Below are 25,629 nucleotides of genomic sequence, written 5' to 3'. Positions count from 1 at the left end.
TGCGAGTCACTGGAGCGCCGTGGACCCCCGACCCGCCGTCCCCGCCGACATACCCGAGCTCGTGCGCCTGCGCGCCGTCGCCCTCGCCGCGCTGGGGGTCGACCCGGGCCCCGCCGACGCCGCCTGGCGCGGCGCCGCCCGCGACTGGTTCCGCGAGCGGCTCGTGGAACGCCCCGACGTGCACTGCCTGGTGACCGGCGGAGCTCCCGGCGAACGCCTGACCGCCTCCGGCATGGCCTGGGTGACGTACCACCTGCCCGGCCCGCGGCGGCCCGACGGACGCCGCGGGTACCTCGACGGCATCGTCACCGACGAGGGGGCCCGCGGCCGGGGCCACGCCCGGCGGATCGTCGACGGGCTCGTCGGGTGGCTGAACGGCGCCGGCATCCACCATGTCCAGCTGCACGCCAGCGCCGGCGGCGAACCCGTGTACCGGGCGGCCGGCTTCGTCACCGGCCAGTACCCCGGCATGGACCTGATCACCCCGGAATGATCAGCGCCGCTCCAGCCGGGCCACGCGGCCCTTCTCACCCGCCGCCCAGCAGCCCCCGTCGGGCGCGCAGGTGACCGTGTCGTACGAGCCCGCGTCCAGCGCCCGCCAGGTGCGGCCCCCGTCCACGGTGACGTCCGTGCCGGTCGGGCCCACCGCCAGCGCCGTCGCGCGGCCGAACGGATGCCAGGCGACCCCCGAGCGGTACGCCGGCGGGGGCGTCGCCGCCTGCAGCCAGGTGCGGCCCGCGTCCGCGGAGAGCGCCGCGGCCCGCGGTGACGGCTGGCCGGTGCGGTAGTCGCCCCCGACCGCGAGGCCCCTCGTACGGTCCCGGAAGGCGAGGCCGAAGACCCCGCGCGCCGGATCGCCCGCCGGGACTGTGGAGTCGGCCACCCGCCAGGTCAGGCCACGGTCGGCGGAGTGCAGGACCCGTCCGGCGGCCCCGCCGCCGGTGGCGAGCCAGACGTCGTGGGAGCCCGCGGAGACCAGGCACTGCCCGCTGGCCGCGAAACCGGCCTCGCCCGGCAGCGCCGGCGGCATCCCGGCACTCGGCAGCGGCTGCCAGCTTCGCCCTCCGTCGGCCGTGGCGAGGAGGCGGAACCCGCCGTCCACCGGGTCGCTCATCGCCAGCCCGTGCCGGGAGTCGAAGAAGGTCAGGCAGTCGTAGAAGGCCCGCGGGTCGGGATTGCGGAAGGCCTCGGTCCAGGTCGCGCCGCCGTCCTCGGTCCGCAGCACCCGGGAGGCCTCCCCCTCGCCGATGGACAGGGCCACCGCGCGGCGCGAGTCGAAGGCCTCGATGTCGCGCAGCTCCAGGCTCTCCGCGACGGCGCCCGGCGGGGAGACGTCCCGCCAGCTGCGGCCGCCGTCCACCGTGCGCAGCACCGTCCCCTTGGATCCGGCCACCCAGGCCGTGGACCGGCTCACCGCCGAAAGGCCCCGGAAGCGGGAGTCCTTGCCGGTCTCCTTCAGGGCCCAGTTCGCGCCGCGCAAGCCGGCGTCCGTCTCCCCCGCCGCCGCCTGAGCCGGGGCGGCCATGACCCCCATCAGCAGGGCGGCCGTGCACATGCCAACTCCCAGAAGTCTCATGGCGCCGGAAGCTAACGCACCCGCAAATCCCCGTCCAGGGCGCGTCCCACCGTCGTACGGTCGCCCGCCGGCCGACGCGGGGCGGCGGGGAACCGAGCGTGACCACCCCGGACGGCGTAGCGCACGGGGAGACCAGGGCGGTCCTTTGCGCCTGTGGAGTGAGCGGTAACCAGCCGTACTGGGATCAGCGCCGAGCCCGCCGCGGAGACCACGCTCCGCGCCGCGCATCGCTCCGCCCGTCACGCTGTGCGATCACACGGTTGGGTTCTGGCCATTCGGTGACACAGCTCACGCAACTTCGCCTGCACGGATGTGCCGTTTCCGGCGTCTATCCGGTTGTCGGGCTCCACCCCAGAGCCCGGCAGCGGATCCGCAGCAAGGGAGCGAGCCTTGATCACTGTCATCGAGCAGGCCGTGCAGGCCCGACTGGTCGCCACCGCGCCGAAGGTCGACACCGTACCCGTCACGCTCTGCTACGACCGATCGGATCCCTTCGCCGTCCGCATGGCCTTCCCCGCCCCCGCCACGCTGGAGGGCGTCGAGGTCTCGTGGACCTTCGCGCGGGAGCTCCTGGAGGCGGGACTGGACCGCCCGGCCGGTTACGGCGATGTGCGCGTGCGCCCGTACGACGCAGACCGGACCACGGTCGAGTTCCACGCACCCGAGGGAGTCGCGATCGTGCTGATGCTGACGGCCGAGCTGCACCGGTTCCTCGAACGGGCCGCGACGGTCGTACCGCCCGGCCTGGAGCACCTCTTCCTCGATGTGGACCACAGCCTGACCGAGCTCATGCGCGATTCCTGCTGAGGCACTTCCCGGTCCGGTCCTTAAATCGTTTGCGGGCGGCTTCGGCCGCCCGTAATTTCGTAGGTGCCCCATCGCCGTCGAAACGGAGCAGGACATTGCTCGTCTGAGGTCCGAGACACCGACCACCGTCATCACCTGACCCTCGTCATCGGCTGACCGTCGGCTGTCTCCCCGCGTTGCACGCACCACTCACGCAACCTGGAGGCCTCCATGAGCCACGCTCCGACTTATCTCACCTGCTCCGCCCTGTCCTTCGACTGGCCTGACGGAACCCCCGTCTTCGACGGCTTCCAGCTCGCTGTCGGCCCCGGCCGCACCGGCCTGATCGGGCTCAACGGCAGCGGGAAATCCACCCTGCTGAAACTGCTCGCCGGTGAACTGACCCCGTCCGACGGGCAGTTGTCCACCGCCGGGACGATCGGGTACCTCCCGCAGACCGTCACGCTCGACACCGCGCTGCGCGTGGACCAGACGCTCGGCATCCACACCACCCGCGCCGCCCTGCACGCCATCGAAGCGGGCGAGGCCACCGAGGCCAACTTCGCCGCGGTGGGCGACGACTGGGACGTGGAGGAGCGGGCCCTGGCCACGCTCGACCAGCTCGGGCTCGCCCGGATCGGCCTGGACCGCACCGTCGGGGAACTGTCCGGCGGCGAATGCGTACTGCTGCGGCTGGCTTCCCTGTTGCTGGCCCGCCCGGACATCCTGCTGCTGGACGAGCCGACCAACAACCTCGACCTGCGCGCCCGGCGCCGGCTGTACGCGGCGGTCGAGTCCTGGTCCGGGGTGATGGTCCTGGTCAGCCACGACCGGGAGCTGCTGGAGCGGGTCGACCAGATCGCCGACCTGCGCGACGGCGAAGTCCGCTGGTACGGCGGCAACTTCACGGACTACGAGGAGATGATCGCCGCCGAGCAGGACTCGGCGGAGCGGATGGTCCGGGTCGCGGAGGCCGACGTACAGCGGCAGAAACGCGAACTGGCCGATGCCCACCTCAAATTGGCCCGGCGCAAGCGGTACGGCCAGAAGATGAACGACACCAAGCGCGAGCCGAAGATCGTCATGGGCGCCCGCAAACGCGCGGCTCAGGAGTCGGCCGGCAAACACCGCATCATGCACACCGAGAAGCTGGCGCGGGCGAAGGAGCGGCTGGACCAGGCGGTGGAGGCGGTCCGGGACGACGACGAGATCCGCATCGAACTGCCCGCCACCCAGGTACCGCCGGGGCGGCGCGTGCTGACCCTGTCCGGTCTGCGCCTGGCCCACGGGGCCACGGTGGCCGGCGAGTGGGAGCTGCGCGGTCCGGAGCGGATCGCACTGGTGGGCCGCAACGGCTCGGGCAAGACCACCCTGCTGCGGACGATCGCGGGTCAGCTCGCGGCGGAGTCCGGGGAGGCGGTGACGCACGTGCCGACGCGGTTCCTGCCGCAGCGGCTGGACGTACTGGACGACGGCCGCTCGGTCGTGGAGAACGTGGCGCGGTTCGCCCCGCACGCCACGAACAACCTGATCCGGGCGCGCCTCGCGCACTTCCTGTTCCGGGGGGCGCGTGCGGACCGGCCGGCCGGCACGCTGTCGGGCGGCGAACGGTTCCGGGCGACGCTGGCGGCGCTGCTGCTGGCGGAGCCGGCGCCGCAGCTGCTCATGCTGGACGAGCCGACGAACAACCTCGACCTGGCGAGCGTGCGGCAGCTGACCGACGCGCTGGATTCGCACGAGGGGGCGCTCGTGGTGGCCAGCCACGACGTGCCGTTCCTGGAGTCGATCGGCATCACGCGGTGGCTGCTGCTCGACGGCGAGCTGCGCCCGACGACGGCCGAGGAGGTCAGGGCGTCCCTGTGGCACGGATAGGCGGGGGAAGCAGGGCGCAGGACCCGGTGCCGCCCGGAGGGCGGGGCTGAGCCCGCGACCGTCACCCTCCGCCGCTCCCGCCTCGATCTCGGCCGTCAAGGCGGGAGCGGAGACCACCTACTCGCGTGACTTCGACTCCTCGCTGCCCCACCTAGACCGCTCCCAAACTGCATAGATAACCGGATGTAACCGGGCATACCCATGGCTGGGGCTTGGCTGGCCTTGATGTCAGGCTTAACCTACGACTCCGTAGGCTACGGAACCGTAGGTAATTCGCTTTGCACCCAGGAGTACCCGTGACGATCACCTCTCCCCACCTCGGCAGCTCGGAGGCGTGGACCGACGCCAAGCTGCTGTACGCGCTGGAAGAGGTGGTTGAGAAGGAGCTCAACCGCCATCTGAAGGTCACCAAGGACTGGATGCCCCACGAGTACGTCCCGTGGAGCGACGGCCGGAACTTCCCCGGCTTCTTCGAGGACGGCGAGGCCTGGGACCCGGAGCAGTCCAAGGTCACCGACATCGGCAAGATCGCGCTGGTCGTGAACCTGCTGACCGAGGACAACCTCCCCAGCTACCACCACGAGATCGCCTCCCTCTTCGGCCGCAACGGCGCCTGGGGCACCTGGGTGCACCGCTGGACCGCCGAGGAGGGCCGCCACGGCATCGTGATGCGCGATTACCTGCTGGCCTCGCGCGCCGTGGACCCGGACAAGCTCGAGGCGTTCCGGATGCAGCACATGTCGGAGGGCTTCGAGTCCGACAACCGCCACTCGATGCTGCACTCGGTGGCGTACGTCGCCTTCCAGGAGCTCGCGACCCGCATCTCGCACCGCAACACCGGCCACCAGTCCGGTGACCCGGTCTGCGACCGGATGCTCGCCCGCATCGCGCAGGACGAGAACCTGCACATGGTCTTCTACCGCAACCTGCTGGGCGCGGCCTTCGAGCTCGCCCCGGACCTGACGATGCAGGCCGTTCGGGACGTCGTCGTCAACTTCCGGATGCCCGGACACGGCATGCCCGGCTTCGAGCGGATGGCCGCCCAGATGGCGATCGGCGGGGTGTACAACCTGCGGATCCACCACGACGACGTGCTGAGCCCGGTGATCCGCTTCCTGAAGATCATGGACATCGAGGGGCTCGGCCCGGAGGGCCAGAAGGCCCAGGAGGAGCTCGGGCTCTTCATGGACGGCCTGGACAGCGAGGCCCGCAAGTTCGACGAGCGCCTGGCCGCCCGCGCGGCGCGCATCGCGGCCCGCAAGGCCTGATCGCAAAACCTGACGCGAAGCCGCGCCGCAAGGCCCGATCGCAGCACTGATCACACGGCCTGATCGCAAGACCGGCCGAAGAAGCCCTGGCAGAGCCCCGCTCTGTCAGGGCTTCGGCTTTGCCGCGCCGTCCGGTCAGCCGCGCGGACGCAGGGCGAGGCGCTCGGTTTCGGAGAGGCCGCCCCAGACACCGAAGCGCTCGTCGTTGTCCAGGGCGTACTCCAGGCACGCCGCCCGACCCTCGCACGCCCCGCACAGCCGCTTCGCGTCGCGCAGCGACGAGCCGGGCTCGGGGAAGAAGAAGCCCGGCCCCGTCTGGGCGCACAGGGCGAGCTCGTACCATGCGGGGGCACTGGTGACGGTGGCGGTGGTGGTGTTCATCGACATGCGGGAGAGCCTCGCCGCAGGAGATGGACGTCCGATCAACGCCTGATCAACAACCGTTCACCGGCTCTGCGGCACGTCCTTGACGAACACGATCCCGTCGGCGGCCGCCAGGTGGGCCGGGTCGAGCGGGGCGTAGCCGAACCACGGGGACACGCGGGGGGCGGGCAGCGCGTCGCCGAGGCCGGCCGCCAGGCGGGCGGCCTCGATGACGTGGCGGTCCCCCGGGAGCGCGTACAGGAGCCCTTCGACGGTGTCCGGCGACGGGGTGTCCACTCCCCGGTGCCGCATCGTGCCGAGGGCCGTGGCCAGGAAGGCGTACTCCTTGCCCAGGTGGGCGCTCACGAGCGCGCCGGCGCTCCACCACTCCAGCGGCAGGCCGCCCATCCGCATCGTGCTCTTCTCGCGCTGGAGATGGCCGTTGTGGGCGTGGACCAGTGCCGGGCCCCGTTCGGCCACGGCGAGGAGGTTGTCGGCCATCATCCGGTCCCGCAGGCCCACCAGCCGTGTCAGGCGGCTCGGTGAGGTGTCGGCCATCCAGAAGTGGTAGCGCAGCAGGCCGGTGGCGGTGCGCCCGTACAGGCGCGCCCGGTTCCAGTCCTCCCGGGAGGTCGCCGCGATCAGGTGCGGCGTCTGCGCGTCGAGCAGTGCCACCAGATCATCGGCGAGCAGTCGCAGCTCCCTGGCCTCTGCCGACTGGCCCACGGACCGGGCGGGGTCCGTCATCGCGGCGGGGTCGGTCCACCGGTCGTCGGCGCCGAGCAGGCGGTCGAGCATTTCCGCGGTGCAGGGAAGCAGGCCCGCGTCCACCAGGGCCGCGAGGCAGCCGTGGAGTGCGGTGAGGGCCTGCCGGGGGCTCGCGGCGCCGGTGATCTCCAGCGGGCCGTCGAATCCGGCGAAGCGCAGCCGCTCGGACGCGGGCCGGCCGTCGTTGTACGCCCGCATCCAGCGCACGAGTGCGCGGTTGGCCGCGGACTCGCCGAAGCCGTGGCTGAATCCGCGGTCCATGACCTCGTCGAGGGTGCCCGTGCCCGAGACGACGTAATCGTCCACGACCAGGCCCGTCAGGCAGTCGCTCTCGATCGCGATCGTCCGGTAGCCCTCCTGCTCGACGAGCTGCCGGAAGAGCTCGTTGCGCACGTCGAGCAGAGCGTCCTCGCCATGGGTCGGCTCGCCCAGGGCGAGCAGCCGCGGCCGGGCCGACAGCAGCTGCATGACGGCGGCGGCCTCGACGGGATGAGCGGTGTCCTCGATGTCAGTAGCCATGCCTTCAACGGTATCGTTGAACCTTCGGTTGAAACTTTTACGCAATATCCTCGGGGGCGTGGTACCAGGTGGCCCAAAACCTTCAAACCGCCAGGCAGCTCAGGCCGATCGACCTGGCGCGCGGGCACGGTCTGTCCACGCAAGCCATCAGGAACTACGAGGAGGCCGGCATCCTTCCGGCCGCCGATCGCACACCCCACGGCTACCGCACCTACACCCCGCTGCACGCGCGCGCCCTGGGCGCGTTCCTCGCCCTGGTGCCCGGCCACACCCACCAGACGGCGGCGTCGATCATGCGGGCCGTGAACCGGGACGCGGTCGAGGAGGCGTTCCGGCTCATCGACGAGAGCCACGCCCAGCTGCGCGACGACCGGCGGACGCTACGGGCCGTGGAGAGCGCCCTGGGCGCTCTGGCGCCCACCACGGCCGGTGAACCCGACGCGGGGGTGTCCGGGCGGGACGGCACGTTCATCGGGCCGCTGGCAGGGGAGCTCGGGATCCGGCCCGCGACGCTGCGCAAATGGGAGCACGCGGGGCTGGTGAGTCCGCGCCGAGACCCGCTGACCGGGTACCGCGTCTACGACGAGGCCGACGTACGGGACGCCCGGCTGGCCCACCAGCTCAGGCGGGGCGGCTACCTGCTGGAGCAGATCGCCCCGCTGATCGCCCAGGTTCGGGCGGCCGGCGGGCTGGAGCCGCTGCAGGCCGCACTGAGCGACTGGCAGGACCGTCTGTCCGCCCGCGGGCGGGCGATGCTGGCCGGCGCCGCCGAGCTGGAGGCGTACCTCCGCGAGCGCGGACCAGCCCCAGGACCGGGCCGCCTCACAGAGTGAACGACCGTGCGTTCGGTAAGATGGGCGCATGGCAGACGGACGGGTGGAGCGCGGCAACCAGACGCGGCGGACGGTTCTCGAACGGACGATGGGCATCGCCTCGGTGGACGGCCTGGAGGGCCTGTCCCTCGGGAAGATCGCCACGGACCTGGGCCTGAGCAAGAGTGGTGTCTTCGCTCTCTTCGGCTCCAAGGAGGACCTGCAGCTCGCCACCGTGCGCGCCGCGCGCGAGGTGTTCGTCGACCAGGTCGTCCGGCCCGTACGGGAGGAACCCGCAGGCATCGCCAAGGTGTGGCACCTGTGCGAGCGCTGGCTCGACTACTCCGGGCGGCGGGTCTTCCCCGGCGGCTGCTTCTTCTACTCGGTCTCCGCGGAGTTCGACTCGCGCACCGGACCGGTCCACGACGAGGTCGCCACGGCGCGCGCCGACTGGACGCGCTACGTGGAGCGGGTGCTGGACGAGGCCCGGCTGGCGGGCGGCTTCCGCGGCGGGGCCCAAGACGCGGATGTGGACGCGGATCTGGACGTGGCCCAGCTGGCCTTCGAGATCATCGCGCTGATGGAGCTGGCCAACGCGCACTCCGTCCTGCACGAGGACCCCATGGCCTACGAGCGGGCCGGCCGAGGCATCCTCGGCCGGCTCCGTGCGGCGGCGGCCGCCCCGGAGGAACTCCCCGAGCGGCCGCCCTTCCCCGTCAACTCCCCTGCGTAGTTCTGCCTTTCACGCGCATCGAGCAGCCGGCGGCCGCGGCGGCCCCGGTGAACAGGGCCGCCGTGGCCGCGATGCCGGGCGCCGGCCATGGCGAGTACGGCGCCGGGACTCCGAAGCCGGCCTGCAGGACCGAGTAGTGCCAGCGGTCGATCAGGTACGAGGGGTCGGTCAGCAGCCACGCGTACATCGCCGCTCCGAAGAGCAGCGCGCCGACGTTGGCGCGGGCGAACACCGGGTCGCGCCCCAGGTCCCGGTCGACGGCCGGGGCGGGGTGCCGGCGCGACGGGGAGTCGGCGTACCGTACGCGCGCGTCCCGCGGGATCGTTCGGGCGGCGGCCGCCCCTTGCAAGGCCCGGGCCAGGACGGGCAGTTCGGCGGTGGGAGCGGCGCCGGCGGCGAGCGAGGTGAGGGTGAACGCGAGGGCCGAGCCCAGGAAGAGGTGCGCCGACCCAGGGTGTCCGCAGGGCGCCCGGCCGCGGCGAGGAGCGCGGCGAACAGTACGACGTAGCCGCTGACCACCCAGGTCAGGCGGGCCGGCGGCACCTCGGGGATGCCGATCCGCAGGTCGGGAAGGCGACGTTGACCGTGGTGGAGTCGAGGAAGGCGAGGAAGGTCACGGCGCAGGCGAGCCCGAGGATCCGTCGGGGCGGACGGCGGTCATCGGGCGTTCTCCTCGCTGCGCGCGGAAGCGTGTTCCGCGAGGAAGTCCACGGCGGCCTCGATGACCCCGGGGTCGGCGAGGATCCGGCGGTGCCCGAGCCCGCGGGTCTCGATCAGCCGGGCCCGCGCTCCGTAGGCCCGCGCGATGGAGCGGGACTGGGCGGGGGGCGCGACGTCGTCGTCGAGGTCGTGCACGAGCAGGATGTCCGCGGCTATCTCCCCGGGGTCGCGACAGACGTCGAAGCGCGGCCAGATGCCGGGCTCATCGGGGAAGAGCCGCTCTTGGACATGGCCGCGCAGAGCGCGCTCGACGGCTTCGGTCAGCCCCAGGTTCCCGCGGAACTGCGCCGCGAGGTAGTCGAAGTCGGCGATGCCCCCGATGCCGACGATCCGATCGGCCCGAACGCCGCCGATGCCGCTATTGCCGCTCCTGCCGCCGCCGACGCCGTCGCTGCCGTCCCGCAGCGCGAAGAAGGTGGAGAGCACCCCGAAGGAGTGGGCCACGACGCCCGAGAAGTCCCCGTACCGCTGATGCAGTCGGCGGATGATCTCGCGCTGCAGCCGAATGGTGGTGGCCCGCCCCCCGGACTCGCCGTGACCGGGCGCGTCGAACGCCACGACGCTGCGTCCCTGTGCGCGCAGGCCCTCGACGAAACCGGCGAAGCGCGAGACCCGCGAGGACCAGCCGTGCACCACGAGCACGGGCCGCTCACCGTCCCCCCAGCGGTAGGTGGTGACGGACATCCCGTCGACCACCACCCGGCCGACCACGGCCTCGGCCATCGTCCCCGCCTCCCCCGGCCGCACCCGCGGCCGGCCGAGGGGCTTGACGAACAGCGCGAACGCCGCCCGCCCGGCCAGTCCCGGAGCAACCCGGGCCGTGACATTCAGGGTCGTACTCAGGATGGAAGCCATGGAGAGATATTAGCACGATCGTTCGTGTTGTTAGAGGTGCTGGGCGAGTGCCCCGATCAGGACGGCGGCGAGGGTGAGTACGGAAGCGAACGCGGCGGCGGCCCGCGTGAGGGCCGCGGGGTAGCCGGCACCGTCCAGGCGGGCCAGCTTGCCCGCGGCCGCGGCGGCCAACAGCGCGAAGACGAACACCAGCGCGGCGGTGAGGAGAAGCAGAACGACGGCGATACCTGACACGGCAAGCTCCCTTGGACGGCGGGACGTTGACGTGCCGAATGTCGCGGAAGCGGTGTGCGCCAGGGTGCGGCCCGGACGAAGATGAACACCGGCGAACACAGCGAACACACGAGGGCCAGGGGACGGACACGTGAACGAGGAGCGGGCCGCGGCCGCTGCAGCCCTTGCCGAGCTGAGACAACGACTGTCCGACGCCCTGGCCGCCACCGGTTTGACCAAGGTCCAGGCCGCCACCCGGGCCCGACTGGGTCGCACCACCGTGCAACTGGCCTTTCAGACGAGCGCGCCTGACCCGCCGTCGGCCGCCACCGTGGCGGCTCTGGCACGCGTGCTGCACCTACCGGAGCCGGAACTGCTCGATCTGCGGCGACGCGCCACGGCGGAGCCGGGACCCGGCGCGGAACCGGGCCCGGGCCCGGGCCCGGGCCCGGGCACAGAACAGGGCCCGGGCCGGCCGATCGGCCAGTGGAACCCCCACGACCTGGAAGTCCACCCGGCGGGGCCGGCCCCCCAGGACCAGGCGCCCGGCGCCGTCACGGCTCGGCTGCCCGGCTACGTCCGCCGGGACCACGACCGCGTCCTCGCCCGGGCGGTGCGGGAAGCCGCGCGAGGACACAGCCGCATGGTCGTCCTGGTCGGGACGTCTTCGACCGGCAAGACCAGGGCGTGCTGGGAAGCGGTCCAGCCCCTCGCCGTTGACGGGTGGCGGCTGTGGCACCCCTTCGACCCGACCCGCGCCGACGCCGCGCTGGAGGACCTCGAACGCGTCCGCCCGCACACCGTCGTGTGGCTGAACGAGGCCCAGCACTACCTCGCGGACCCGCGGGCGGGCGAGCGCATCGCAGCCGCCCTGCACACCCTTCTCACCCACCCCGGCCGCGCACCCGTCCTGGTCCTGGGCACTTTGTGGCCCGAATACGACCACCAGTACACGGCCCTGCCCTCCCCCGGACAGCCGGATCCGCACAGCCGGGTCCGCGAACTCCTGGCCGGCCGCACCCTCACCATCCCCGACGCCTTCGACCAGGCAGCGCTGCGGACCGCAGCCGCGCTGGCCGAAGGCGGCGACGGACTGCTGGCCGACACCCTCACCCGGGCCGGAGCCCATGGCCAGGTGACACAGGACCTGGCCGGAGCCCCCGAACTGCTGCGCCGCCACGAACACGCCACCCCGGGCGCCAGGGCGATCACGGAGGCGGCGATGGACGCCCGCCGCCTCGGCGTGGGACTGCACCTGCCGCAGACGTTCCTCACCGAGGCCGCCACCGACTACCTCAGTGACTACGACTACGAGGAGCTCGGCGAGGACTGGGCGCCGGCCGCCTTCGCCGAGCTGGCCCGCCCCGTCCACGGCAAGCAGGCCCCCCTGCGCCGCACTGCGGCCCGCCCCCGGCACCGGCCCCCCGGCAGCCCGGCCCCTGCCTCCACCCCCGCCGTCTCAACGGGACCGGCCTTCCGGCTTGCCGACTACCTCGAACAGCAAGGGCGCACCACCCGCAGCAGGCTGTGCCCTCCCGCCTCGTTCTGGCACGCAGCCCACACCCACCTCACCCATCCCGACGACCTCGCCAACCTCGCCAACGCCGCCCACCTCCGCCACCGCCTCCAGTGGGCGCACCACCTCCGGTGGCGTGCGGTCGAATCCGGCAGCGCGACTGCCCTGGTCAGTCTCGCGGGAATGCGGGAGGAGGCCGGGGACCAGGCCGGCGCCCAAGCCCTGTACCGGCGAGCCGCCGACGCCGGCAACAAACACGCCCTGTACCGCCTCGCGGACGGGCTGGAGGGCGCCGGGGACCAAGCCGGAGCCGAAGCCCTTTACCGGCGGGCCGCCGACGCCGGCAGCGCCGACGCGCTCGCCCACCTCGCCGACATGCGGGAGCGCGCCGGTGACCGAGCCGGCGCGGAAGCCCTCTACCGGCGAGCCGCCGACTCGGGCAACGTCGACGCCTTGACACAGCTCGCGGACATCCGGGAACGCTCCGGGGACCGGGCCGGCGCCGAGAACCTCTACCGGCAGGCTGTCGAATCCGGCAGCGTCACCGTCTTGGTCCGTCTCGCGGGCGTTCTGGAGCGCGCCGGGGACCAGGCCGGCGCCGAACCGCTCTATCGGGAGGCCGCCGCCGCAGGGAGCGTCAACGCCCTGTACCGCCTCCTGTCCATGCGGAAGCGCGCCGGGGACCGGGCCGGAGCGGAAGCCCTCTACCAGTGGGCCGCGGACACCGGCAATGCCGGGCTCCTCCACCGCATCGCGCACATGCTGGAGCGTGCCGGAGAGCGCGACCGCGCCGAAGCCCTGTACCGGCGGGCTGCCGACTCGGGCAACGTCGACGCCCTGGTCCACCTCGCCGACGTCCGGGCGCTCGCCGGGGACCGGACCGGCGCGGAAGCCCTCTACCGGCAGGCCGCCGACTCGGGCAACGCCGACGCCCTGGTCCACCTCGCCGACATGCTGGAGCGTGCCGCGGAGCACGACCGGGCCGAAGTCCTCTACCGACAGGCCGCCGACTCGGGGGCCGCCCTCAACTTCGGCGGCAGGAACTGGCAGGACAGGTGGTGGCTCCACGGGCTCGACGCGGACGGCACGCCCTCGGAATCGTGGGAGATGACTGAGGGTCCGGGACCGGGGCCGGGCGACGGATGACACCCGACCGCGCGCGGGGTCAGTCCTCGTGTTTGGCGCGGCTCGGTTGGACGCGTTTGGGTTCGCCCGGCATTTTGGGGTAGTCCGGGGGGTAAGGCATGTCGCCCAGGCCGTGGTCCTGTTCCTGGCGCTCCGCGAGCTCCAGGGCGGCGTCGAGCACGAAGGCGTGGTCGTCCATGTCCGCGTGCAGGTCGCCCAGTTCCGCGAAGCGCGCCGGCATCGTCACGATGTCGAAGTCCCGCGGCTCCGCGTCGTCCAGTTCGTCCCAGCGCAGCGGCGCCGACACCGGGGCGTGGGGGCGCGGGCGGACGGAGTAGGCGCAGGCGATGGTGCGGTCGCGCGCCGTCTGGTTGTAGTCGACGAAGATCCGCTCGCCGCGCTCCTCCTTCCACCAGGCGGTGGTGACCTTCCCCGGCATCCTGCGCTCCAGGTCCCGGCCGATCGCGATGGCGCACCTGCGGACCTCCGTGAAGGTCCAGCGCGGCGCGATCGGCACGAAGACGTGCAGCCCGCGTCCGCCCGAGGTCTTGGGCCAGCCGCGCAGGCCCAGTTCCTCGAGGAGTACGCGCAGTTCGTGGGCGGCCGCCACCGCGTCGCGGTAGTCGGTGCCCGGCTGTGGATCCAGGTCGATCCGCAGCTCGTCGGGCCGGTCGGTGTCCGTACGGCGCACCGGCCAGGGGTGGAAGGTGAGGCAGCCCAGATTGGCGGCCCACAGCACGGCGGCCGGCTCGGTCGGGCAGATCTCGTCGGCCGTGCGGCCGCTCGGGAAGGCGATGTGGGCGGTCGGGATCCAGTCCGGGAGGTTCTTCGGGGCCCGTTTCTGGAAGAAGGACTCGCCCTCCACCCCGTCCGGGTACCGCTCCAGGGTCGTGGGGCGGTTGCGCAGGGCGCGGGTGATGCCGTCCGCGACCGCGAGGTAGTACGCGGCCACGTCCCCCTTGGTGAGACCGCGCTCGGGGAAGTACACCTTGTCCGGGTTGGACAGCCGTACCGCCCGCCCGCCCGCGTCCAGCTCGATGGCATTGCCCGCAGCACCCATGTGCGCCACGGTAGGCGGGCCCGGCCGGGTGCGCATACCGGGCGGGTCCGGACGTACCACCGCAGAATCGGAGGCATGGATCTGCCGGTGATGCCGCCCGTGAAGCCGATGCTCGCCAAGTCCGTGGCCAAGATCCCGCCCGGCATGCAGTACGAGGCCAAGTGGGACGGCTTTCGGGCCATCGTCCACCGCGACGGCGACGAGATCGAGATCGGCAGCCGCACGGGCAAGTCCCTGACCCGGTACTTCCCGGAGCTGGCGGCGGCCCTGAAGGAGAATCTGCCGGCCCGCTGCGTCGTGGACGGCGAGATCGTCATCGTTCAGGGCGGGCGGCTCGACTTCGACCGCCTCACCGAGCGGATCCACCCCGCGGCCTCCCGCGTGAAGATGCTCGCCGAGGCGACCCCCGCCAGCTTCGTCGCCTTCGACCTGCTCGCGCTGGGCGACGAGGCGCTCCTCGACACCCCGCTCGCCGATCGCCGTACCGCGCTCGTCGACGCCCTTTCCACCGCTCGGCCCCCCGTTCATCTCGCGCCCGCGACCACCGACCCCGCCCTCGCGCGGGAGTGGTTCGAGCGGTTCGAGGGCGCCGGGCTCGACGGGGTGATCGCCAAACCCCTCGATCTCCCCTACCGGCCCGACGCCCGCCTCATGTTCAAGATCAAGCACGAGCGTACGGCCGATGCCGTCGTCGCCGGTTTCCGTTTCCACAAGAGCGGTCCGATTGTCGGATCGCTGCTGCTCGGGCTGTACGACGCCCATGGCGCCCTCCAGCACGTGGGCGTCTGCGCCGCCTTCCCCATGAAGCGCCGCGCCGAGCTGGTGGAGGAACTCCAGCCGCTGCGGATGGCCGACGCCACCGGGCACCCCTGGGCGGCCTGGGCCGAGGAGTCCGCCCACGAGAGCGCCCGGCTGCCCGGCGCGCAGAGCCGCTGGACCGGCAAGAAGGACCTCTCCTGGATCCCGCTGAGCCCCGAGCGGGTCTGCGAGGTCGCGTACGACACCCTTACCAACAGCGTAGACGGTGGCGAAGGAGGAAGGTTTCGGCACACGGCCCGGTGGCGCCGCTGGCGCCCCGACCGGACCCCTGAGAGCTGCACCTACGACCAGCTTGAGGAAGTGGTGGGCTACGACCTGGACGAGGTGTTGGGCATCAAGGGCACGTAGACACGGCCGGTTTCCCGTTCTCTCAACCGTGATCGCTTGACCCCGGGGTCACAGGCTCGGGAGCATCGAACGCGGCACTCAGCCGAACGGGAGAGGGGAACCGGAAGCCATGAAGGTGACCAAGCTGATCAGCACCTGTGACCTCAAGGACTGCCCGACGATCTACGCGACCGACAGGGGCACGTTCCTCGTCCAGGGGGAGACGCCCACCGACCACGGACTCAAGATTCCCGCTCACGAAACCCTCGTGGAGATCCCCGTAGAGCTGATCAAGAAGGCCATTGCCGATGGCCTCATCTAGCACCCTCGCCGAGCTCTTCGAGCGCTTCCAGCACGAGGCATTCCGCCTGGAAACCCTGGACGACTACAGCGGCTCCGGGAACGTTGACGCATACCGGGCCTTCCAGGCTGGCCAGCCGCAGCCGGAGGGCTACAACGCCGGATGGGTCGAAGAACTCCGGAGCCTCACCCACGAGGGCAAGCGGGTCTACCGCGTGCACGTCCTCAAGCGGCCCCTCACGGAGTACCTCCGCTTCGAGCTGGGCTGGGGCTACCGAACGAACATGACCGGCGGGGAAGAGTTCTTCATCCTCGACGTGACGGACGCGCCGAACCCGCTCGAAGCCGCCCCGGACTTCTGGCTCTTCGATTCCAAGGACACCGCCGTGATGCGGTACGACGACGCCGGGGGGTACCTCGGCGCCGACGTTCTCCCGCAGGACGAAGCCGCCGCTTACGTCGCCTACCGGGAAACGGCACTCGCTCACGCGGAACCGTTCACCGACTGGTGGACCAAGTACGGCGAGTGAACAAAGCACAGCTTGGGGCCGCGCTGCGGGCGCTGCGAGAGGCATCCGGGAAGGAAGCCAAAGCGGTAGCCCGTAGCGCCCTCATGTCCCCGTCCAAGCTCTCCAAGATTGAGAACGCCAACCTCCTCCCGAGCGCCACGGACGTAGAACGCATCCTCACCGCCATAGGCGTCTCGGACGCCATCAAGGCCGAGTACACGGAAGCCGCCCGTGCGGCCACTACGGAGGCCACCGCGTGGCGTCTCCTCAAGCGAGCCGGCGTTCATAAGGGCCAGCAGGCGGCGAAGGCCCTTGAGGCTCAGATGGCCGTCCTGCGGCTCTTCCAGCCCGCCCTGGTACCCGGGCTGCTCCAGACACCCGAGTACATCCGCGCCATCCTGCAACGCCACGACCTCAGCGAGGATGCCCTTACCCGGACCATCAGCGGGCGCCTTGAGCGTCAGGCCGTGCTGTTCGACAGCACGAAGAGACTTCGCTTCGTCATCACCGAACAAGTCCTCCGCTGGCGGATCGTGTCGCCACAGATGATGGCTGCACAGCTTGACCGCATCGTGTCCGTGTCCCGCCTCACGCACGTGGACATCAGAGTCGTGCCACTCTCCGCACCTCAAACCGACATCGCCAATCATGCCTTCGTCATCCGTGACGACCGGATGGTGACTGTCGAAACGGTCCACGCGGAGATAGTCGTAACGGACCCACATGACGTTGGAATGTATGTCCGCAAGTTCGAGGGATTTGAGAAGTCGTCCTCGTCCGGCGACGGAATGCGGAGCCTCGTTGAAGGCATCCGAGACGGCTTTTTGACGGAACAGGAAACCGACTAGGAACGCCTTTGACCCCCGGTCACTATTGCTGCCCATGCAGCGAAGGTGACTTGAAGGGGTGCGGTGATGGCGGCAGCAACGAGTGGGCAATCGAACGCTCTGAGGCGACGGGCCCCCTGGCGGGCACGGTCGTGAGCGACAGGAACGTACTGATCCGGCGCCACGCCGCCCGGGGTCACCAGTGAAGGTCGTCGGTAGCGCGGTCATAGACAAGAGCCAGTGGCCGGAGCCTGCCGAACACTGCGGGGTCTGCACCGCTCTGGATGTCGAGCGGCTCGAAGCCTATGACGAGGGCGACCTTCGCACCGTGGCCCAGGTGAACACGGAGATCCGCAATCACCCGCACATGAGGCGTCGTAGGTGATCGGTTGCGGCGGCCTCAGCAGCACTGCCGAGATACGGCCGTGACGCCTGGCCCAGACCCGGTAGACGTCAGCACTCACCTGATCCCCGGAGCCACCTCATGCGGCACCTGCATCGGGCGCCGGATGGTCTGGTGCGACTACTGCTGCGGGTTCGACTACGAGCGGTGCCGCATGTGCAAGCTCGGCCGCCGCCGGTGCCCCGACTGCGCCGGAGGAAACGCACAGCGCATTCGCTGGTGAGCGGGCCCAACCAGCTTGCTCCCCGCCCTCCTTGTAGGGCGGCACGTATGCCGGCCGCACGTCGAGAGGAGGTGAAGCGATGACCGACCCGGGCGACAAGGAGGGCGGCGAGAAGTTCCCGCCCCCGCCCGCCGCGTAACCAGTCCCCAACCGTCGAGAGAGAGGGAATCTCACTGTGACGACCATGCTGGAAACTCCCGTCGCCTTACGGCACGGGCGGGGCCTCGTCAGTCCCGAGCTGTTCGAGAAGGTCTCCGTGTTCTGCTCCGAGGAGTACGGACACGAGCTATCCACCGCTCGCCGGATCGTGGACCAGGCCCTTGCCTTCCTCAAGGTCATGGGCGCCACCCGCGCGTTCGACATGACCCCGTCGGACGCGGTTGACCCCGGCTGGCACTCGTTCGTGCTCCACACGCAGGCGTACGCCGCGTGGTGTGAGGAGCAGTTCGGGTTCTTCCTCGGACACGAGCCGAAGGCCACCGTCCGCACACGCCCGCTGATCGGCTCCGTCGTAGACCGCGTCAAGGCGGCTGGCTTCTACGTCGACGAGCGGCTGTGGGGCTCCGCGAAGGACTGCAACCCCCCGGCCTGCTGCGGCGACGGCGACGGCTGCTGATCCACCCGAGAGATGAGCCCCGGGTGCGGCCAATGCACCCGGGGCTCACCCATGAACAGAGGTTAGCCGCATGGCAGTTGTTGAGCCCTTGGTAGGGCAGAGCCGAGTCACGGTGTTCCGGATGTTCGGCACGGTGTACGGCTACGCCACTCACTCCTTGGACAGCAGGAACATCGGGGAAGTTGCGATCGTCGGCCCCCTGACTCCTGGCGTCGAGTGGGGGCGACTGTGGGACACAGCCCGGAAGATGTGCCGGGAGACGGAGGGCCCCGCCGACCACGCGCGCTGGATCATGGCGCAGGCAAGCCGGTCGTTCGCGTGCGGCAGCGACCTGGTGGTGAAACTGCCCACAGGTAGGTGGAAAGTCACCCAAGGGCGACGGGCAGAGCTTCACGGGTACTGCTACCGCGACCACCTATGGACGGGGAACCTCACGGTTGAGGAGGTCGCCCCGGAACAAGTGGCCGCGTACGATCCGATCCACAAGGCCTAGCTATGCCAAGTTGAGAGCGGTCCCACCGGATTTTGCCAGTCACCCGCCCCGCCGGCATCCCCGCGGAACCGCCGTGAACCTCGCGGACGAAGCGCTCTTCGAGTGGCGCGGGGGAGGCCCTGAGACCTGGGCGGAGTCACCTCCGTGACCACGATGCTCCGTGATCGTTGGCGGGGCATGAACAACACGAAGCGTGTACTGGCCGCTGTAGCTCTCGCGGGGGCAACCCTGCCCTTCGGAGGCACCGCTCAGGCCGACCCCGGCCCCGGCTCAAACTTCGCCATCAATCAGGGCCAGTCAAGGAACGCTGGCAGCGGTGGCGGCGCAGCTGTGGCGGAGGAGGACACCACTATTGACAACAACACCGAGCACACGGTGAAGCAGCCTGGGATCGCGTCCGAATTCCTCGACTCGTTGGGCCTCCAGTAGACCCACCCGCGTACCGCCCCCTCCTCGCCCCCTGGGTTCGCGTGCTCCTTGCACCACTCGAAGAACAGGTAGCTGTCCACGGGCCTACGAGTCAGGCGGTCCATCTTCTGAACGGCGATGCCGTCGTAAAGGTCGGGCTTCTTCAGCCACGGACCAAGATCCGGCCGGTCGAACAGTCGGATCTCCCGGCCAGACCCATCGCGGTCCCGTGTCATCTCTACCAGGATGCCGCGATGCCTCGCGGCCACTCCCGGTACGTCCTTCTCTTGGCCGTCGAACGAGCCCGACCAGTCCCGCCCCTTCGACTCGCGCAGCGCCCCCCAGTAGACGTACCTGGTCCATGTGCGGATCTTCCCTCCATGCCCCGGCCCTCGCCTGTCGAGAGCCGTTGGAAGGGGGCCTGCACGCGGTCGCGTACGACCACATGGAGGGCGACCGCTTCCGGCACACCGCCCAGTTCCGCCGCTGGCGGCCCGACCGCGCCCCGGAGAGCTGTACCTACGCCCAGCTCGAGGAGGTCGTCGGCTATGACCTCGCCGAGGTGCTCGGGGCCGTCGGGTGAGGCCTCAGCCCGCCGTCAGCTTCTCCCACTCGCCCCGGTCCGGGCCGGCCGCGTTCGGCTCGTAGTCGGGCCGCGCCGCCAGCCACCGGGCCACCCTGGCCCGTACCTGCGGGTCCGCGTACGCCCGCTCCGGCGGCTCGGCCAGGTGCCGGACCCGGGCCCGGGCCCGCATCACCTCCGGGTCCTCCAGCGCGCAGTCGAACAGCGCCGCCACCTCGCGGGCCGTCCCCGTACGCACGGCCCGGGTCGCGAACCGCTCGCCGATCGCCGCGTCGGCGACGACCTGGAAGTCGAACCACGGCTTCAGCGTGCGCACGGCCCACGCGTGGTACTCGGCCGCGAACCGCACCGATCCCGGGTCCTCGTGCGCCGTACGGGCCACCCGGAGCGCGGCCCACAGCGCCAGCGAAGTGCCCTGTCCCAGCGTCGGGTTGGTATGGGTGATGGCGTCACCGACGGGTACCAGCCCGGCCACCACCGGCCCCCGCTCGTCGGCGTACGGGCTCCACCGGTTGTCGAGGCTCGCGGTGGCCAGTACGTCCGAGACCGGCTCGACCCCCGCCGCCAGCCAGGCCGCGCCGGGCGGAAAGGCCCGCGCGGCGGCCTCGAAGACGGCGGGATGGCGCAGCGCCGAGCGCGTGGTGTCCTCGGTGTGCACGAAGAGGGTGACGGCGAAGAGGCGGTTGTCGGCCGGGAACACCGCGCACCCGGCGAAGCTGCCGCCCGTCACCGTCCAGGGCCGGCGCGGCCCCTCCTCCCGTCCCGCGGGCAGCCGGTACCAGCGGCAGAAGTACGCGAGGCCCGTGCGGTGCCGTTCCATGAGCGCGGGCCGGCAGCCCGCCGCGGCGAGCCGGCGCTCGCCGCCGCCGCGCCGTCCGCACGCGTCCACCACGAGGTCACCCTCGTACGAACCGGCCCCGGTGGTCACGCCCGTCACACGGATCCCGGAGGTGTCCTGGACCGAGGTCAGCCCGGTGACCGCCTCCCCGTGGCGCGCAACGACGCCCGGTTCGGCGCGCAGGGCGGTGGCCAGCGCGCTTTCCAGCACGATGCGCCGGGCCTGGAGCATGACGAGGTCCTCGTCGCCGGGGCGCGCGGGCGGGCGTACGTCGAACCAGTCCATCTCGTGCCGCTCACGGGCGCCGAGCCTGAGCATCTCCGCGTAGACGTCGGGCAGTTCGTCGCGCAGTACGTTGCGGGCGGCGCCGAGCAGCGCGTGCGGCTGGGTCGCCTGCGGTACGGCCGGCCGGCGCCAGCCGAAGAAATCGCGGTCGAGCGCGGTGCCGGGGGCCCGTGCGTCCCGTTCGAAGAGCTCGACGCCGTGTCCCGCACGCGCCGCGAGCAGCGCGGCGGCCTGCCCTCCGACTCCCCCGCCGATGACCAGCACATGTGCCACTGCGCCCCCCTGAGCCGATGGAACCGCTGAACCGATGCGCCGTATGACGATCAGACCGCCCAGAGCCTGCGCGGACGGACCCTGACCGAAACCCGCACACCTGTCCTACGAACGCCGGTGGGCCCGCAGCGCGAGGCGGGTCTCCTCCTCGACGAGGTCGGCATTGACGGCGGCGGCCACCCGTACGCCCTGCGCCGCCGCGCCCGCGACCTGCTGCATCGGATCGCCGACGTTCCCCGCCACCCACACCCCGGGCAGGGCGGTCGCGCCCGTCGCGGGGTCGGCGTCGACGCAGGTGCCGATGGCGTGGCCGTCCCGCTCCAGGGTGGTCAGGGGCAGGCCGAGGCTGGTCAGGACACCGGCGCGGGCGGTGAACCTCGGGGCCACCACGAGCGCCCGGCACTCCACGGTCCCCCCGCCGGCCAGGGTCACCCCGGCCAGCCAGCCGTCGTCGCCGTCGACCTCGTCGCCGCCGTCCCCGCCCTCATCCCCGCCCCCGTGGGCCACGACCAGGCCCGTCACCTCGCCCTCCACCACCTCGATGCCACGCGCCGCCAGCAGCTCCCGCTCCTCCCCCGCGAGCTGCCACGTGTGGGACAGCAGCGTCACGCGCTCGCTCCACTGCCGCCAGAGCTGCGCCTGGTGCACGGAGAGCGGGCCGGTGGCCAGTACCGCCAAGGGCAGGTCCCGCACCTCCCAGCCGTGGCAGTACGGGCAGTGCAGCACGTCCCGTCCCCAGCGGGCCCCCAGCCCCGGCACCCCGGGCAGCTCGTCCACCAGCCCGGTCGCGACCAGCAGTCGCCCCGCCCGTACGGCCCGGCCGTCCGCGCAGTGCACCAGGAATTCCCCGCCGGGCAGCCGGTCCGCGGCGACGGCCGCACCGGGACGGACCTCCCCGCCGTACCCGGCCACCTCCGCCCGCCCCCTGGCCAGCAGTTCGGCGGGGCTCGCCCCGTCGTGGCCGAGGTAGCCGTGCACGTGCGCGGCGGGGGCATTGCGCGGGCTGCCGGAGTCGATCACCAGTACCGACCGGCGCGCCCGCGCCAGGGTCAGCGCCCCGGCCAGCCCGGCGGCCCCGCCGCCCACGACGACCACGTCAAACCATTCGTCCCTCATGTTTCCCCTCATGTTTCCCTCACCTTTCCCCTCACCTTTCCCCTCACCTTTCCCTCCACATTTCCCTCCACCGAGCCCTCCCTTGACAAATGGTGTTGCCGAACCGGCAAATGGAGCCATGACCACGCAGCAGCCGGACCGCGGACGCGACGACGACGAGGACCTCGCCGGCGTGCTCAGTGCCGTGGGCCCCCGGCTGCGGGCCCTGCGCCGGGAGCGCGGCACCACGCTGGCCCAGCTCTCGGAAACCACCGGAATCTCACTCTCCACCCTCTCCCGGCTGGAGTCCGGTCAGCGCAAGCCGACCCTGGAACTGCTGCTTCCGCTCGCCAGGGCCCACCGGGTGGCGCTCGACGAGCTGGTCGGCGCCCCGGAAACCGGCGATCCGCGGATCCGCCCGAAGCCCTTCGTCCGGCACGGAGACACCTACGTGCCGCTGACCCGCAACTTCGGCGGGGTGCACGCCTTCAAGCAGATCCTCCCGCCGCGCGACCCCGCGCTGCCACCGCCCGAACTCAGGGTGCACGAGGGCTACGAGTGGCTGTACGTCCTGTCCGGGCGGGTCCGGGTGCTGCTGGGCCGCGACCACGACCTGGTCCTCACCCCCGGGGAGGCGGCCGAGTTCGACACCCGCACCCCGCACGCCTTCTTCAACGCGGGTGCGCAGCCCGCGGAGTTCCTCAGCCTGTTCGGCCCGCAGGGCGAGCGGATCCATGTCCGCGCCCGCCCGTCCAAGCCCTCCGTCCCACCCTCGGAAGGACGCTCATGAGCTTCCCCGTGCGGAAACGAGCCACCCCCCGGCCCAACGCCGTCGTCGGGGTCGGCCTGGTCGTCGTCGGCGCCGACGGCCGCGTCCTGCTCGGCCAGGCACACGACGGCCGCTGGGAGCTGCCGGGCGGCAAGGTCGACCCCGGGGAGGGGTTCGAGCACGCCGCCGCGCGCGAGCTGGCGGAGGAAACGGATCTGCGGGCAGCCCCGGAGGCCATCCGGATCCTGTCGGTGCACATCGACGCGCAGTCCGGGGTGACCCGGCTGACGGCGGCCGCCGTCACCGAAGCCGCCGAGGGCGCCCCGCTGGTCACCGAGCCCGACAAGATCGCCCGCTGGCAGTGGTTCGCCCCCTCCGAGATCCCGGCCGCGCTCTACGCCCCCTCGGCGGCGGTCCTCCGCACCTGGCGCCCCGAGCTGCTGCCGACCCAGCCGCACCTGCCCTCGTACGACTACCCGACGGTCTGGACGGACCCGACGGTCTGGACGGACCCGACGGCCTGGACGGACCCGACGCACCCGACGCCGACGCACCCGACGGCTTGACGCACCAGCGAGCCGCTACGTACGCCCCGCCGCCGCCCGCGGCGCGAAGTTGCCCTCCTCCAGGTCCTCGGCCAGCAGCCGCTTCGCGATGGCGTCCGCCGCCACCCGCAACTCCGCGCTGCGCGGCCGCCCGCGGTCCTTCTCCAACTGGTCCCCGAGCCAGCCCGCCCACGCCGCCGAGATGACATCGGCCTCCCGCTGCCCGCCCGGGGTGAGCGAGAAGAAACCGTTCTCCCGCGTCAGGTAACCCTCGTCCGCCATCCGCTCGAACACCGGCAGCAGCACCTCCGGCGGCAGCGACCGCCGCGAGGCCATCAGGCCCAGGCTGGCGTGGCCGACCGTCCGGGTCAGCAGGTCCACCTGCATGACCGCCCAGGCGCCGCCTATGTCAAGCCGGGTGTCGCTGGCCGCCACGATGCCCCGGGCGGTCTCCGGCCCCATGTTCCGCACGAGCTTGCCCACCGCCAGCTCCAGCAGCTTCGCCGAGTCCCCGGAGGCCGTGGCCGGCGAGGCGAAACCGTCGCCCATGTCCGTCGATCCGGCCCGCGCACTGTCCCGCAGCCGGACCTCCTTGAGGAAGAGGGCGACCACGAAGCCGACCACCGCCACCGGCACGGTCCACAGGAACACCGTCTGCAACGTCTCCGCGTACGCGGCAATCACCGGAACGGCGGCCTCCGGTTCGAGCCCGTGCACCCCCTGCGGGCTCTGCGCGGCCGCGCCGAGCTGCGCCGGATCGGCCCCGGTGGCCCGGGCGGCCTCGGCGACCGCCGACTTCAGCGCGGGTGTCAGGGTGTTGGCGTAGATCGTCCCGAACACCGCGGTCCCGAAGGCGCTGCCCAGCGTACGGAAGAAGGTGACGCCGGAGGTGGCGGTGCCGAGGTCGGCGTAGTCCACGGTGTTCTGCACGGCGATGGTCAGCACCTGCATGCAGAGGCCGATGCCGGTGCCGAGGACGAACATGTACAACGATTCCAGCCAGGCACTGGTCCCCGGCCCCATCAGCGACAGCAGGTACAGCCCGGCGCCCATCACCGCGCTGCCCACGATGGGGAAGATCCGGTATCGCCCCGTCTGGCTGATGACGTTGCCGCTGAAGACGGAGGCGATCAGGAGCCCGACGACCATGGGCAGGGTGCGGATGCCCGACACGGTGGCCGAATCCCCGTCCACGTACTGCAAGTAGGTCGGCAGGAAGGTCATCGCGCCGAGCATCGCGAAGCCGACGACGAAACTCAGCACCGAGCACACCGCGAAGACCGGGTTGCGGAACAGCCGCATGGGCAGCATCGGCTCGGCGGCCCGGGTCTCCGCCAGGCAGAACAGCGCCAGGGCCAGGGCGCCGCCCGCGAAGAGGCCGATGATCACGCCCGAGGTCCAGGCGTACTCGTTGCCGCCCCAGCTCGTGGCCAGGATCAGTGCGCTGGAGCCCACCGCGACCAGGGCGATGCCGAGGTAGTCGATGACCGGCCGGCCGGCGGCCCGTACCGAGGGGATGGTGCGTGCGGCGGCGACCACCACCAGGACGGCGATGGGCACGTTGACGTAGAAGCACCAGCGCCAGGTCAGATTGTCGGTGAACAGCCCGCCCAGCAGCGGTCCGATGACGGTGGCGACCCCGAAGACCGCGCCGATCGCGCCCTGGTACTTGCCCCGTTCGCGCAGTGGCACCACATCGGCGATCAGCGCCATGGAGGTGACCATCAGGCCGCCCGCCCCGATGCCTTGCACGCCCCGCCACAGGATGAGCAGGGTCATGTTGCCCGCGAGGCCGCACAGGAAGGAGCCGGTGATGAAGATGACCGCCGAGATCTGGAAGATCAGCTTCCGGCCGAACATGTCGCCGAACTTGCCCACCAGTACCGTCGCGACGGTCTCCGCGAGCAGGTAGGAGGTGACCACCCACGACATGTGGTCCCCGCCGCCGAGGTCCGCCACGATCGTGGGCAGGGCCGTGCCCACGATCGTCTGGTCGAGGGCTGCCAGCAACACGCCCAGCATGATCGTGCCGAAGATGATGTCGCGCCGCCGCCTGTCGAGCACGGGGGGCGCTGCGGCTGTGGCAGGGGCAGTGGTCACATCTCGCACTCTCACAGCGCCCCTGGCCCC

General features: G+C 71.6%; 26 protein-coding genes and 1 pseudogene. 16 read left to right on the top strand and 11 right to left on the bottom strand.

What is annotated here, in order from left to right:
• The first annotated feature begins 19 nt into the window (after window positions 1–19).
• Window positions 20–493, top strand: coding sequence for a GNAT family N-acetyltransferase (locus ACFWBF_RS14015; RefSeq protein WP_385600167.1), 474 nt, complete (start codon window positions 20–22; stop codon window positions 491–493).
• Here ACFWBF_RS14015 and ACFWBF_RS14010 read toward each other — a convergent pair whose 3' ends face one another.
• Window positions 494–1,555: a WD40/YVTN/BNR-like repeat-containing protein gene (locus ACFWBF_RS14010; protein WP_385600164.1), complete on the bottom strand. Its 1,062-nt coding sequence runs from the start codon at window positions 1,553–1,555 to the stop codon at window positions 494–496. It abuts the gene before it with no gap.
• Window positions 1,556–1,966: 411 nt separating this feature from the next.
• On the opposite strand from ACFWBF_RS14010, the gene ACFWBF_RS14005 reads away from it, so the two are divergent.
• The 3 genes from ACFWBF_RS14005 (at window position 1,967) to ACFWBF_RS13995 (ending at window position 5,502) form a co-directional block, all read left to right on the top strand.
• Window positions 1,967–2,383 carry an SsgA family sporulation/cell division regulator gene (locus tag ACFWBF_RS14005; protein ID WP_385600161.1) on the top strand — a complete coding sequence of 139 codons (417 nt, stop codon included), beginning with the start codon at window positions 1,967–1,969 and terminating at the stop codon, window positions 2,381–2,383.
• Window positions 2,384–2,593: 210 nt separating this feature from the next.
• Window positions 2,594–4,234, top strand: coding sequence for an ABC-F family ATP-binding cassette domain-containing protein (locus ACFWBF_RS14000; protein ID WP_385600158.1), 1,641 nt, complete (start codon window positions 2,594–2,596; stop codon window positions 4,232–4,234).
• 296 nt (window positions 4,235–4,530) lie between these two features.
• Window positions 4,531–5,502: an acyl-ACP desaturase gene (locus tag ACFWBF_RS13995; protein WP_385600156.1), complete on the top strand. Its 972-nt coding sequence runs from the start codon at window positions 4,531–4,533 to the stop codon at window positions 5,500–5,502.
• A 135-nt stretch (window positions 5,503–5,637) separates the two neighbouring features.
• Here ACFWBF_RS13995 and ACFWBF_RS13990 read toward each other — a convergent pair whose 3' ends face one another.
• Together ACFWBF_RS13990 and ACFWBF_RS13985 are read right to left on the bottom strand one after the other, a co-directional pair.
• The gene (locus ACFWBF_RS13990; RefSeq protein WP_385600153.1) at window positions 5,638–5,889 is read right to left on the bottom strand and encodes a WhiB family transcriptional regulator; all 252 of its coding nucleotides are present in this window, start codon (window positions 5,887–5,889) and stop codon (window positions 5,638–5,640) included.
• A 57-nt stretch (window positions 5,890–5,946) separates the two neighbouring features.
• The gene (locus ACFWBF_RS13985; protein WP_385600150.1) at window positions 5,947–7,152 is read right to left on the bottom strand and encodes an erythromycin esterase family protein; all 1,206 of its coding nucleotides are present in this window, start codon (window positions 7,150–7,152) and stop codon (window positions 5,947–5,949) included.
• A gap of 68 nt (window positions 7,153–7,220) precedes the next feature.
• On the opposite strand from ACFWBF_RS13985, the gene ACFWBF_RS13980 reads away from it, so the two are divergent.
• Window positions 7,221–7,985 carry a TioE family transcriptional regulator gene (locus ACFWBF_RS13980; RefSeq protein WP_385600147.1) on the top strand — a complete coding sequence of 255 codons (765 nt, stop codon included), beginning with the start codon at window positions 7,221–7,223 and terminating at the stop codon, window positions 7,983–7,985.
• 28 nt (window positions 7,986–8,013) lie between these two features.
• A complete protein-coding gene (locus tag ACFWBF_RS13975; RefSeq protein WP_385600144.1) occupies window positions 8,014–8,697 on the top strand; it encodes a TetR/AcrR family transcriptional regulator in 684 nt (227 codons plus the stop codon).
• Here the strand turns inward: ACFWBF_RS13975 and ACFWBF_RS13970 are convergent.
• The 3 genes from ACFWBF_RS13970 to ACFWBF_RS13960 form a co-directional block, all read right to left on the bottom strand.
• Window positions 8,681–9,046 carry a hypothetical protein gene (locus ACFWBF_RS13970; RefSeq protein WP_385600142.1) on the bottom strand — a complete coding sequence of 122 codons (366 nt, stop codon included), beginning with the start codon at window positions 9,044–9,046 and terminating at the stop codon, window positions 8,681–8,683. The two genes, ACFWBF_RS13975 and ACFWBF_RS13970, sit on opposite strands and share 17 nt — an antisense overlap.
• Before the next feature lie 308 nt (window positions 9,047–9,354).
• A complete protein-coding gene (locus tag ACFWBF_RS13965) occupies window positions 9,355–10,272 on the bottom strand; it encodes an alpha/beta fold hydrolase (RefSeq protein ID WP_385600139.1) in 918 nt (305 codons plus the stop codon).
• Between the two features lie 30 nt (window positions 10,273–10,302).
• The gene (locus ACFWBF_RS13960; RefSeq protein WP_385600136.1) at window positions 10,303–10,506 is read right to left on the bottom strand and encodes a hypothetical protein; all 204 of its coding nucleotides are present in this window, start codon (window positions 10,504–10,506) and stop codon (window positions 10,303–10,305) included.
• Between the two features lie 130 nt (window positions 10,507–10,636).
• On the opposite strand from ACFWBF_RS13960, the gene ACFWBF_RS13955 reads away from it, so the two are divergent.
• Window positions 10,637–13,147 carry a tetratricopeptide repeat protein gene (locus ACFWBF_RS13955; protein WP_385600133.1) on the top strand — a complete coding sequence of 837 codons (2,511 nt, stop codon included), beginning with the start codon at window positions 10,637–10,639 and terminating at the stop codon, window positions 13,145–13,147.
• Window positions 13,148–13,166: 19 nt separating this feature from the next.
• On the opposite strand, the gene ligD is transcribed toward ACFWBF_RS13955, so the two are convergent.
• Window positions 13,167–14,186, bottom strand: a complete 1,020-nt coding sequence (gene ligD / locus ACFWBF_RS13950; protein WP_385600131.1) for a non-homologous end-joining DNA ligase — start codon at window positions 14,184–14,186, stop codon at window positions 13,167–13,169.
• A 75-nt stretch (window positions 14,187–14,261) separates the two neighbouring features.
• On the opposite strand from ligD, the gene ACFWBF_RS13945 reads away from it, so the two are divergent.
• The 6 genes from ACFWBF_RS13945 (at window position 14,262) to ACFWBF_RS13920 (ending at window position 18,703) form a co-directional block, all read left to right on the top strand.
• The gene (locus ACFWBF_RS13945) at window positions 14,262–15,353 is read left to right on the top strand and encodes an ATP-dependent DNA ligase (RefSeq protein WP_385600128.1); all 1,092 of its coding nucleotides are present in this window, start codon (window positions 14,262–14,264) and stop codon (window positions 15,351–15,353) included.
• Between the two features lie 109 nt (window positions 15,354–15,462).
• Window positions 15,463–15,654: a hypothetical protein gene (locus tag ACFWBF_RS13940; RefSeq protein WP_327361134.1), complete on the top strand. Its 192-nt coding sequence runs from the start codon at window positions 15,463–15,465 to the stop codon at window positions 15,652–15,654.
• Window positions 15,641–16,162 (top strand): DUF6879 family protein, encoded by a 522-nt coding sequence (locus ACFWBF_RS13935; protein WP_385600123.1) that lies wholly within the window; start codon window positions 15,641–15,643, stop codon window positions 16,160–16,162. Before ACFWBF_RS13940 ends, ACFWBF_RS13935 begins: the two co-directional genes overlap by 14 nt.
• The gene (locus ACFWBF_RS13930) at window positions 16,159–16,989 is read left to right on the top strand and encodes a helix-turn-helix domain-containing protein (RefSeq protein WP_385600120.1); all 831 of its coding nucleotides are present in this window, start codon (window positions 16,159–16,161) and stop codon (window positions 16,987–16,989) included. The genes ACFWBF_RS13935 and ACFWBF_RS13930 overlap by 4 nt, the downstream gene beginning before the upstream one ends.
• Before the next feature lie 789 nt (window positions 16,990–17,778).
• Entirely contained in the window at window positions 17,779–18,210 is a 432-nt protein-coding gene (locus tag ACFWBF_RS13925; RefSeq protein ID WP_385600209.1) for a hypothetical protein, read from the top strand.
• Between the two features lie 70 nt (window positions 18,211–18,280).
• Window positions 18,281–18,703, top strand: coding sequence for a hypothetical protein (locus ACFWBF_RS13920; protein ID WP_385600117.1), 423 nt, complete (start codon window positions 18,281–18,283; stop codon window positions 18,701–18,703).
• Window positions 18,704–18,990: 287 nt separating this feature from the next.
• Here the strand turns inward: ACFWBF_RS13920 and ACFWBF_RS13915 are convergent, their stop codons facing one another.
• The gene (locus ACFWBF_RS13915; protein ID WP_385600114.1) at window positions 18,991–19,347 is read right to left on the bottom strand and encodes a hypothetical protein; all 357 of its coding nucleotides are present in this window, start codon (window positions 19,345–19,347) and stop codon (window positions 18,991–18,993) included.
• 194 nt (window positions 19,348–19,541) lie between these two features.
• Between ACFWBF_RS13915 and ACFWBF_RS13910 the strand changes: the two are divergent.
• Window positions 19,542–19,694, top strand: a pseudogene (locus ACFWBF_RS13910) (ATP-dependent DNA ligase); the annotation flags it as partial.
• Window positions 19,695–19,698: 4 nt separating this feature from the next.
• Here ACFWBF_RS13910 and ACFWBF_RS13905 read toward each other — a convergent pair.
• Complete coding sequence (locus ACFWBF_RS13905) at window positions 19,699–21,090, bottom strand: FAD-dependent oxidoreductase (protein ID WP_385600112.1); 1,392 nt, start codon at window positions 21,088–21,090, stop codon at window positions 19,699–19,701.
• Between the two features lie 105 nt (window positions 21,091–21,195).
• Window positions 21,196–22,218, bottom strand: coding sequence for an NAD(P)/FAD-dependent oxidoreductase (locus tag ACFWBF_RS13900; protein ID WP_385600109.1), 1,023 nt, complete (start codon window positions 22,216–22,218; stop codon window positions 21,196–21,198).
• A 106-nt stretch (window positions 22,219–22,324) separates the two neighbouring features.
• Between ACFWBF_RS13900 and ACFWBF_RS13895 the strand changes: the two genes are divergently transcribed.
• Both ACFWBF_RS13895 and ACFWBF_RS13890 read left to right on the top strand, forming a co-directional pair.
• Window positions 22,325–22,975 carry a helix-turn-helix domain-containing protein gene (locus ACFWBF_RS13895; protein WP_385600106.1) on the top strand — a complete coding sequence of 217 codons (651 nt, stop codon included), beginning with the start codon at window positions 22,325–22,327 and terminating at the stop codon, window positions 22,973–22,975.
• A complete protein-coding gene (locus ACFWBF_RS13890; RefSeq protein ID WP_385600103.1) occupies window positions 22,972–23,520 on the top strand; it encodes an NUDIX domain-containing protein in 549 nt (182 codons plus the stop codon). The genes ACFWBF_RS13895 and ACFWBF_RS13890 overlap by 4 nt, the downstream gene beginning before the upstream one ends.
• Before the next feature lie 15 nt (window positions 23,521–23,535).
• Here the strand turns inward: ACFWBF_RS13890 and ACFWBF_RS13885 are convergent, their stop codons facing one another.
• The gene (locus ACFWBF_RS13885) at window positions 23,536–25,599 is read right to left on the bottom strand and encodes an MDR family MFS transporter (RefSeq protein WP_385600100.1); all 2,064 of its coding nucleotides are present in this window, start codon (window positions 25,597–25,599) and stop codon (window positions 23,536–23,538) included.
• Window positions 25,600–25,629 lie beyond the last annotated feature (30 nt).

The sequence above is a fragment of the Streptomyces sp. NPDC060028 genome, assembly GCF_042736725.1.
In the GTDB taxonomy this organism is placed as follows: Bacteria; Actinomycetota; Actinomycetes; order Streptomycetales; family Streptomycetaceae; genus Streptomyces.
The sequence above is the reverse complement of the archived record's forward strand: the minus strand, read 5'-3'. Positions and strand labels throughout refer to the sequence as shown.